The organism is Pseudomonas sp. (assembly GCF_049645325.1).
In the GTDB taxonomy this organism is placed as follows: Bacteria; Pseudomonadota; Gammaproteobacteria; order Pseudomonadales; family Pseudomonadaceae; genus Aquipseudomonas.
In genome coordinates, this window is sequence record NZ_JBARTQ010000110.1 from 1 (window position 1) to 9,469 (window position 9,469).

Consider the following 9,469-nt stretch of genomic DNA (forward strand, 5'->3'; position numbering starts at 1 on the left):
CCGGAGTGAGGGCACACCGAGCCTAGGCGAGGTGCCGAGTGGAGGGGCAAGAGCGTTTTGGTTACTTTTGCGCTCTATCAAAAGTGACCCGCCGTAAGGGCGGAACCCTAATCCGCCATCACCCAAATAACGGATCTGGCCCCCCCCCAAATCCCCCCCAAAAAACCCCAGGTCTGTCAGTCAAATTACCAACCCCTGTAGGTACCGCCTGATTTGCCGGCAAGCCATTGCCACCCCTCCACCCAAGCGCGCATGTTCAAGGTCCTGTCACTCCAAAAGCCAAAAGGACAACCGCCATGCTGGTCTTAAGCCGCGCCGTAGGCGAAATCATCTCCATCGGCGATGACATCGCTCTGCACATCCTCGAACTGAACGGCACTCAGATAAAGTTCGGCATCCAGGCGCCGGTGGGCGTCAACGTGCACCGAGCCGAGGTCTATCAAAAGATCCTCGAACGCCAAGCCGCAGAACCCCAAACCAACCCCTAGACCACGTCAGTCAAACAGATGCTTGGGCACGTCGTGCTTGAGCATCAACTGGCATTGCTCGCTTTCAGGGTCGAACACGATCAGCGCCTGGCCCTTGGTCAGCGCCTGGCGCACACGCAATACGCGGGTTTCCAGCGGCGTTTCGTCGCCATTGTCGGTGCCGTCGCGGGTCACGAAGTCTTCGATGAGGCGGGTCAGGGTGTCGACTTCAAGTGCGTCGTAGGGAATCAGCATACAAGCCTCAGGTATTAGGTCCCGGCGATGCTACTGCGCCGGGGCCCTTGTTACCAGCAGTTGCCCGCGTCAGGACTTCTGGCCGACCAGGCTGTCCACCGACGGCACGCGGGTGTCGCTCTCCATCTGCGTCTCGTGCTCGATCTGGTGGCTGAACCGGTCAAGTGAGCCCTTGGCCGGTTGCGCATCGCTGGCGAACACCGGCGGGCTGAGGATGTACGCGCCCAACAGGCGGCTGAGTGCCGCCAGGCTGTCGATGTGGGTACGCTCGTAGCCGTGGGTCGCATCACAACCGAACGCCAGCAGCGCAGTGCGGATGTCATGGCCGGCAGTCACCGCCGAATGGGCATCGCTGAAGTAATAACGAAACAGGTCACGGCGCACCGGCAGGTCGTTGTCGGACGCCAGGCGCAGCAGGTGGCGCGACAGATGATAGTCATACGGCCCGCCGGAATCCTGCATCGCCACGCTCACTGCGTGTTCGCTGGAATGCTGGCCAGGCGCGACCGGGGCGATGTCGATGCCGACGAATTCGCTGACATCCCACGGCAGCGCGGCGGCAGCGCCACTGCCGGTTTCTTCGGTGATGGTGAACAACGGGTGACAGTCGATCAGCAGCGGCTCGCCACTGTCGATGATCGCCTTGAGCGCAGCGAGCAGGGCGGCGACGCCGGCTTTGTCGTCCAGGTGGCGCGCGCTGATGTGGCCGCTCTCGGTGAACTCGGGCAGTGGGTCGAACGCCACATAGTCACCGATGCTGATCCCCAAGGAATCGCAGTCAGCCCGGGTGGCGCAGTAGGCGTCCAGGCGCAGTTCCACGTGGTCCCAGCTCACCGGCATTTCATCCACGGCAGTGTTGAACGCGTGCCCGGAAGCCATCAGCGGCAACACGCTGCCACGGATCACGCCGTTGTCGGTAAACAGGCTGACGCGGCTGCCTTCGGCAAAACGGCTCGACCAGCAACCCACCGGCGCCAGGCTCAGGCGGCCATTGTCTTTGATCGCCCGCACGGCGGCGCCGATGGTGTCCAAGTGTGCCGACACGGCGCGGTCGGGGCTGTTTTTCTGACCCTTGAGGGTGGCGCGGATGGTGCCGCGCCGGGTCATTTCAAAAGGAATGCCCAGTTCTTCGAGGCGTTCGGCGACGTAGCGCACGATGGTGTCGGTGAACCCGGTGGGGCTGGGAATGGCGAGCATTTCCAGCAGCACTTTTTGCAGGTAGTTCAAATCTGGTTCGGGGATGGTTCGAGTCATGGAAACTCCTGATGAGGTGAGGGCATCGATGGTTTCGATGAGGGAAACGGGTCAGTCAGCAATCCGTCGCTTGTTCTGGCCTCATCGCGGGCGAGCCCGGCTCCCACATTTCGAGCGCATTCCAATGGGGGAGCGGGCTTGCCCGCGATGAAGTCAGTACCGGCGACACATCACTCAAGCGGTCGGCTGGCTGTGCGGAAACAGCAAATCCACAAATTTCTCTGCGGTAGGCTGCGGTTCATGATTGGCCAGGCCGGCCCGTTCATTGGCTTCGATAAACACGTACTCGGGTTGGTCGGCGGCGGGCACCATCAGGTCCAGGCCCACCATGGGAATGTCGAGGGCGCGGGCAGCACGCACGGCGGCGTCCACCAGCGTGGGGTGCAGGATGGCGGTGACGTCTTCCAGGCAACCGCCGGTGTGCAGGTTCGCAGTGCGGCGCACCGCCAGGGTTTGGCCGCGCGGCAGAATGCTGCTGTAGTCGAACCCGGCAGCGTGCAGGGTGCGTTCGGTTTCGGCGTCCAGCGGGATTTTGCTTTCGCCGTCGGTGGCGGCCTGGCGGCGCCGGCTCTGGGCTTCGATCAATGCGCCGATGGAGTGCTGGCCGTCGCCAGTCACTTCGGCGGGGCGGCGGATGGCGGCGGCGACCACTTCAAAACCGATCACCAGAATGCGCAGGTCGAGCCCTTCATGAAAGCTTTCGAGCAACACGCGGCTGTCGAACTGGCGCGCGGTGTCGATGGCTTTCTGCACGTCCTCGATGGTCTGCAAGTCCACCGCCACACCTTGGCCCTGCTCGCCGTCCAACGGTTTGACGACGATGCGCTGATGTTCGTCGAGAAACTCCAGGTTGTCGTCGGCACTGCCCGCCAATTGCTGCTGCGGCAATTGCAAGCCGGCAGCCTTGAGCACTTTGTGAGTAAGGCTTTTGTCCTGGCACAGGGTCATGCTGATGGCGCTGGTCAAATCGCTCAAGGACTCACGGCAACGCACGCGGCGCCCGCCATGGCTGAGAGTGAACAGGCCCGCGTCGGCGTCGTCGACCTGCACATCAATACCGCGTCGATGGGCTTCCTCAACAATGATCCGCGCATAAGGGTTGAACCCCGCCTGCGGGCCAGGGCCGAGAAACAGCGGTTGGTTGATGCCGTTCTTGCGCTTGATCGCAAAGGTGGTCAGCGCGCGAAAACCGAGTTTGGCGTAGAGGCTCTTGGCCTGGCGGTTGTCATGCAGCACCGACAGGTCCAGGTAGCTCAAGCCACGGCTCATGAAGTGTTCCACCAAATGGCGCACCAGCACTTCACCCACGCCGGGGCGTGTGCATTGCGGGTCGACCGCCAGGCACCACAGGCTGCAACCGTGTTCCGGGTCGTGAAAGGCTTTCTGGTGATTGAGGCCCATCACGCTGCCGATCACTGCGCCGCTGTCCTCATCCTCGGCCAGCCAGTACACCGGGCCACCTTGATGGCGCGGTGTGAGGCGTTCGGCATCAACGGGCAACATGCCACGGCCCTGGTAGAGGATGTTGACTGCCTGCCAGTCCGCCTCGCTCTGTACCCGGCGAATGCGGAACCCGCGAAACACCCGCGTAGCGGGGCGGTAATCGCTGAACCACAGGCGCAGGGTGTCGGACGGGTCGAGGAACAACTGTTGCGGGTCAATCCCGAGGATTTGCTGGGGCGCCGCCACGTACAGCGCGATATCACGCTCGCCGGGCTGCTCATTCAACAGCTCCTGGGCCAGGCTGGCCGGGTCCGGGAAGGTATGGCCGATCAACAATCGGCCCCAGCCGCAATGCACGGCAATCGGCTCGGCGCCCAGTGGGCTGCCATCTTCAGCCAGTCGGGCTTGCAGGCGCTCGTAGGTCGGCGCCTGGCCCTTCAGCAAACGTTGGCTGTAAGCCGCTGCATGGGGTTTCATCGATCAGATTCCTTGTTCGCTGAGCCACAGGTTCAGCGCCGCCAGCTGCCACAGCTTGGAGCCGCGCAACGGGGTCAGTTGGCCTTGCGGGTCGGTGAGCAAGCGGTCGAGCATCGCCGGGTTGAACAGGCCGCGATCTTGGCTTGGGTCCAGCAGCAGTTCGCGCACCCAGTTCAAGGTGTCGCCCTGCAAATGCTTGAGGCCCGGCACCGGGAAATAGCCCTTCTTGCGGTCGATGACTTCGCTCGGGATCACTCGGCGCGCGGCTTCCTTCAACACTTGCTTGCCGCCGTCGGGCAATTTGAATTGGCCGGGAACGCGGGCCGACAGTTCCACCAGGCGGTAGTCGAGGAACGGCGTTCGCGCTTCCAGGCCCCACGCCATGGTCATGTTGTCGACGCGTTTGACCGGGTCATCCACCAGCATCACCGTGCTGTCCAGGCGCAAGGCCTTGTCCACGGCAGCATCGGCGCCCGGCATGGCGAAATGCTCGCGCACGAAGTCGCCGGCGGCGTCATTGGCGGTCAGCCATTTCGGGGCGACGGTGGCCGCGTAGTCGTCGTAGCTGCGGTCGAAAAAGGCGTCGCGGTACGCCGCGTACGGGTCGCTGGCGCCGTCCACCTGCGGGTACCAGTGGTAACCGGCGAACAACTCGTCCGCGCCCTGGCCGCTCTGCACCACTTTGCAGTGCTTCGCCACTTCCCGCGACAGCAGGTAGAACGCGATGCAATCGTGGCTGACCATCGGCTCGCTCATGGCGCGGAAGGCAGCCGGCAGTTGCTCGATGATCTCGCTTTCGGCAATACGCAATTGATGGTGACGAGTGCCGTAGTGCTTGGCGATCAGGTCCGAGTACTGGAACTCGTCGCCACGCTCGCCGCCGGCGTCTTCAAAACCAATAGAGAAGGTCGACAGGTCCTGCACGCCGACTTCGCGCAGCAGGCCGACGAGCATGCTCGAATCGACACCGCCGGAGAGCAGCACGCCCACATCCACGGCAGCACGTTGGCGGATCGCCACGGCTTCGCGAGTGCTGTCGAGGACGCGGTCGGTCCAGTCTTCCAGTGTGAGGTTTCGCTCGTCTTCACGAGGGCCGTAGGGCAGGGTCCACCAGGTTTTCTGCTCGGTCTTGCCGTTGGCGTCGATGCGCATCCAGCTCGCCGGTGGCAGTTTTTCGATGCCCGCCAGCAAGGTGCGCGGCGCGGGCACCACGGCGTGGAAGTTCAGGTAGTGGTTGAGGGCGACCGGGTCGAGGATCGGGTTGATATCACCGCCCTTGAGCAACGCCGGCAACGCCGAGGCAAAGCGCAGGCGCTGGCCGGTGCGCGACAGGTACAAGGGCTTCACCCCAAGACGGTCACGGGCGATAAACAGGCGCTGCGCGTCACGCTCCCAGATGGCAAACGCAAACATGCCGTTGAGCTTGGGCAACAGCGCTTCACCCCAGGCGTGGTAGCCCTTGAGCAGCACTTCGGTGTCGCCGCCGGAATAGAAGGCGTAGCCCAGGGCTTCCAGCTCTTGCCGCAATTCAGGGAAGTTATAGATCGCACCGTTGAAGGCCAGCGAAAGGCCCAGTTGCGCATCGACCATCGGTTGGGCCGAGCCGTCCGACAGGTCCATGATTTTCAGGCGCCGGTGGCCCAGGGCGATCGGCCCTTGGGCGTGGAAGCCCCAGGCATCAGGGCCACGAGGGGCCAAGTGATGGGTGATGCGCTCAATGGCTGCCAGGTCGGCAGGTTGGGCATCGAAACGTAACTCGCCAGCTAATCCGCACATAAATTCCTTACCGGTTTTTCCGTTGGGGAGGGTCAAAACTCAATACGCCACAAGGGCGCGTACCCAGAAACTGACACGGGCCAATTGGCGGAGTTTTAGATCGATAAGTTATAAGGCAAGCTGCCATAAGCCGCGCCAGGCCCCGTCGCGCGCGGCGTGGCCTGGGTGGAAGTGGCGGTATATAGGTGCAATCGGAACGCAAAATCTGCCGGGTTTTCCCGTTCAATGGTCCCGTTATTCGAATCTTTCTTTGGCGGGCACGCGCTTATCGTGAAGGGTCATCCCAACGCAATTAAGGAAGTGTGCCGATGACCGTAAAACGTGATTTGTCCGAGGTGACAGGGCTTCTGTCCGAGGAAGAAGTGGAACGGACCTTGCTCGACCTCACTGGCGACCTCGACAAGGCCCGCGTGCTGCGCAGTACCCTGGCGCCGTGGCTGGTGGAGGCCAGGCCGCAGACACTGGCAGCCCTGCAACGTGCCCATCAGGACAGCCGGGGGCCACGCGAGCGGGTTCGCGGGCACCTCAACCTGCTGCAACCCCTGGACCGCTTCTGCATCGACACGCTGCAGGCGTTTTTGCGGCACAAGGGCGTCGCCGAGGTGGAGGTAGAGCGTGACCAGCTGGAATTGCCCCGTCGCTCCTTCAGCGGCTCCTTCCCGGAGCTTGGCGGGCCGTTGAAACAGACGGTCACGCTGCACAAACAGAGCCTGGTGAATGCCGCCATGCAGAATTTTTCCGGCACCCAGGCGGCGCCTGGCGGGATGTCGGTGATGGCGCGGATTCTCTCGGCCAAGACCCGCCAGGCGCTGCCGGGCCTGACCGTCGAGGCCTTTGTCGGCTACTGCCGGGAGCTGGACCTGGGCCGCGCCTATCAGGCGCATATTCAGCAAGTCTTCAACCTGCCCGGTTCCGACGAAGCAGGCGAGGGCGCGCTCAGTTACAACGCGGTCGCCGTGGATATCGGCCAGTCGCGCACCCTCGACATGCAAATCGACCTGCACATCGCCCTGGCCAAGGAGCACATCGGCGAAGCCACCCACGCCCGGTTGCTCAAGCTGATCAAGGCGGATCGGCCCGCCCGAGAAGACCAGGCGCTATCAGTGTCTGAGAAACCCCTGATCTGGCAGGGATTGAACCTCGGTGGCGCCTGCCTGTGGAGCGTGCTGGTGGTGTCTGAGGATGCGCCGGGCAGCCTGGCAGCGAAGTCGTTGGTGGTTTATATGCCCAACGAACCGGTGCGTCCCTGGTACGAGTACGAGTCGCTGAACGACTTGACGCTGTACCTGACGCAAAAGTTGCAGGTGGACAGTTACCGCCAGCGCTTTGCCCATTACCTGGATGAGTCCGAGCGCCAGGCGTTTTTCGACGACTTTGACAAGCGCCGCACTGTCGGGCCGTGGGCAGCGGTGCCGGTGCACAGCCATTTCTCGGACTTCTTCTTTCGGGCTTATGTCGGCAAGGTCCAGCTCGACGCACGGTTGCTGGTGGTCCCCACGGCGCAGGTGGACGAGGACGCGCGCCGGCGGCGTTTCGAGGATTACCTGAGTGCGGGCCTGGACCTCTTGAATATCGCGGGGTTTGTCGTGCCGGTGCTGGGGCAATTGATGATGGGAGTGGCTATTGGGCAGATGCTGGGTGAGGTATTCGACGGGGTGCAGGACTGGTCCCATCACGACACCGACGCGGCGCTGACGCACCTGGTCAATGTGGCGGAAAGCATTGCGAGCCTGGTGGCGTTTGCGGCCGCGGGACGCGTGGTCGGCGCGCTCAAACGTAGCTTGACCCAGTCATCGGCGTTTTTCGACGCGCTCCAGCCCGTGCGTCTGGCGGACCACTCGCCGCGTTTGTGGTTGCCGCGCCTGGACGCTTATCGCCAGCCAGCCGGCATGGCTGATGATTGGGTGGCAAGCGCCCGTGGTGTGTACCAGGCCAAGGGCCAGTCCTATATAAAAATGGATGAGGCGCTCTACGCCATCGGTTTTGACCCCGGCATCGGCAAGTGGCGCATCCATCATCCTCAACGGCCTGCGGCCTTTCGCCCGCCACTGGAACATAATTTCCAGGGCGGTTGGCAGCATGCCTTCGAGCGTCCGCAGGCGTGGGGCTCCTCGCTGTATCAGTTGAACCGGCTTCACCCTGCGCTGGCCCACTTGCCCCCCGATGACGTCATTAATATCTCGACCATCACTCAACTCGAACACCCCGCCGTGCAGCGCCTGGCCTTGGAACATGCACCGTTGCCCGAGCGCTTCCACGACGCCGTGGCGCGGTTCAGGCAGCATCAGAAAATCACCGATCTGCTGCGCCGCCTGGAGAGCGGCGCCCCCCTGGATGCCGCGACTGCTCGCACCCAGCTGTCCGCGTTACCGCTTTTGCCCGGTTGGCCTCAAGGGCGATTTTTTGAAGTGCTCGACAGCCGCGGTGATTTGTTGGAAAGCCACCCGGACCTTAGCCCTTTTGACTACGAGGACTTGAGCATTCATATCACCCAACAACAGCTCAATGATGGAGAGGTCATGCAGACGTTGCTGCAGGCCCTGAATGCAGAAGAACGCATGGCGCTGCTGGGTGAGGCCGTGGAGCCACATGAGCAGGTCGCAACGCTGGAGCGCCGCTTGCTGGCGACTCTCAAGCAAAATTACCGAACGCTGCATCGTCAGCTATACCGGGCGTACGATGGCCCGGCGACGGGTGAGCTGGCGCCTTTGGTCACGCGCTTTCCAGGCTTGCCACGGCGGGTTGCCTGGGAGTTGCTGAGCCAGGCCAGCGCCCTGGAACGCCAACTGTTGCGCAACACCGGCCGCGTGCCTTTGCGCCTGGCGGAAAAAAGCCGCCAGGCCCTGCAAACCCTGGAGCAGGACCACGCGTTGATGGGTTTTTATTGGCCGCGTCTGGCTGGCGAGGCGACTCACCGGCTGGCGATCGGGATGCTCGATCGGTTATCCGGCTGGCCGCAGGATGTTCTGCTGCAGGTGCGCAAGCAAAGCCTCGGCGGGCGGTTGATGGGGCAGGTCGGTGCGCCCACGGCCTCAGTGCGCAACAGTGTGGTGAGCACAGCCCACGGCTTTCAAGCCTTCGATGCCAAGGGCGCCGCGCTGGGTCGCATGGCCAGTGGGCCGGAGGGTTTTTACCAGGCGCTGACGGACAGCTTGTCGGCGCAGCAGCGTATCAACATGAACCTGAACGGCGGCGACGGCGCCACGCGATTGCGTAATCAGTTGCGCTTCAAAAGCCAGGACGAACGCCCGCAGACGGCCGGTTATCCGTGGCGCGAGCGTGGCACCCCAACAGCACGACCAACACCGTGTGCGCTGTCGCAGGTGGCGCCGGTCGTCGAGTACCCGCAGGCGTTGGTGCGCAAGGTCAAAACCCTGTACCCGTCATTGGACGACCTGCAAATCTCGACCTTGTTGCGCGATGCGGGCACCGATCATTTGTCTCGCGCCAAGGCGGTCGAAGCACTTGAGCAGCAGTTCAAGGCGCTGCATCAGGCCTTGAAGGTCTGGCGCAGTGAAGCGCCGCCCAGCGCCTTCAGGGCCAGCCCGGCGTGGGATTACCGGCTCAGCCGACATCAGGCCGCGACGCTGATTGAGCAGGCGTGGAAACGCCTCTCGGTGGCGCCGGATGAGCTCAATGTGGCGGTTCCAAGCCTGGTGCTGGACGCCCACGTGCTGGGCAAGTTACCCACGCTTCCGGCCCAGGTGCGTTTTGATCACGTGCAACGCTTGTCCCTGAGAAACCTGGCGCTGGACGATGACGCCGCCTACTTCCTCAAACACTTCAAGGGGTTGCGC

General features: G+C 63.1%; 6 protein-coding genes. 2 read left to right on the forward strand and 4 right to left on the reverse strand.

Annotated elements, in window-relative coordinates:
* The first annotated feature begins 296 nt into the window (after positions 1 to 296).
* Entirely contained in the window at positions 297 to 488 is a 192-nt protein-coding gene (gene csrA, locus WBB95_RS04665; protein WP_424486525.1) for a carbon storage regulator CsrA, read from the forward strand.
* A gap of 6 nt (positions 489 to 494) precedes the next feature.
* Here the strand turns inward: csrA and WBB95_RS04670 are convergent, their stop codons facing one another.
* The 4 genes from WBB95_RS04670 to WBB95_RS04685 all read right to left on the reverse strand — a co-directional run bounded on the left by WBB95_RS04670 (position 495) and on the right by WBB95_RS04685 (position 5,672).
* Positions 495 to 722 (reverse strand): YheU family protein, encoded by a 228-nt coding sequence (locus WBB95_RS04670; RefSeq protein WP_064453367.1) that lies wholly within the window; start codon positions 720 to 722, stop codon positions 495 to 497.
* A 69-nt stretch (positions 723 to 791) separates the two neighbouring features.
* The gene (locus tag WBB95_RS04675; RefSeq protein WP_424486526.1) at positions 792 to 1,976 is read right to left on the reverse strand and encodes an osmoprotectant NAGGN system M42 family peptidase; all 1,185 of its coding nucleotides are present in this window, start codon (positions 1,974 to 1,976) and stop codon (positions 792 to 794) included.
* 174 nt (positions 1,977 to 2,150) lie between these two features.
* On the reverse strand, positions 2,151 to 3,896 hold the full coding sequence (gene ngg, locus WBB95_RS04680; protein WP_424486527.1) for an N-acetylglutaminylglutamine synthetase: 1,746 nt from the start codon (positions 3,894 to 3,896) through the stop codon (positions 2,151 to 2,153).
* A 3-nt stretch (positions 3,897 to 3,899) separates the two neighbouring features.
* The gene (locus WBB95_RS04685) at positions 3,900 to 5,672 is read right to left on the reverse strand and encodes an N-acetylglutaminylglutamine amidotransferase (protein ID WP_424486528.1); all 1,773 of its coding nucleotides are present in this window, start codon (positions 5,670 to 5,672) and stop codon (positions 3,900 to 3,902) included.
* 308 nt (positions 5,673 to 5,980) lie between these two features.
* On the opposite strand from WBB95_RS04685, the gene WBB95_RS04690 reads away from it, so the two are divergent.
* Positions 5,981 to 9,469 (forward strand): dermonecrotic toxin domain-containing protein (locus tag WBB95_RS04690; RefSeq protein WP_424486529.1); only part of this gene is annotated, 3,489 nt, incomplete at its 3' end.

Coding starts and splice junctions, on each gene's coding strand:
- csrA (WP_424486525.1), top strand. CDS start 297: ATGCTGGTCTTAAGCCGCGCCGTAGGCGAAATCATCTCCATCGGCGAT.
- WBB95_RS04670 (WP_064453367.1), bottom strand. CDS start 722: ATGCTGATTCCCTACGACGCACTTGAAGTCGACACCCTGACCCGCCTC.
- WBB95_RS04675 (WP_424486526.1), bottom strand. CDS start 1,976: ATGACTCGAACCATCCCCGAACCAGATTTGAACTACCTGCAAAAAGTG.
- ngg (WP_424486527.1), bottom strand. CDS start 3,896: ATGAAACCCCATGCAGCGGCTTACAGCCAACGTTTGCTGAAGGGCCAG.
- WBB95_RS04685 (WP_424486528.1), bottom strand. CDS start 5,672: ATGTGCGGATTAGCTGGCGAGTTACGTTTCGATGCCCAACCTGCCGAC.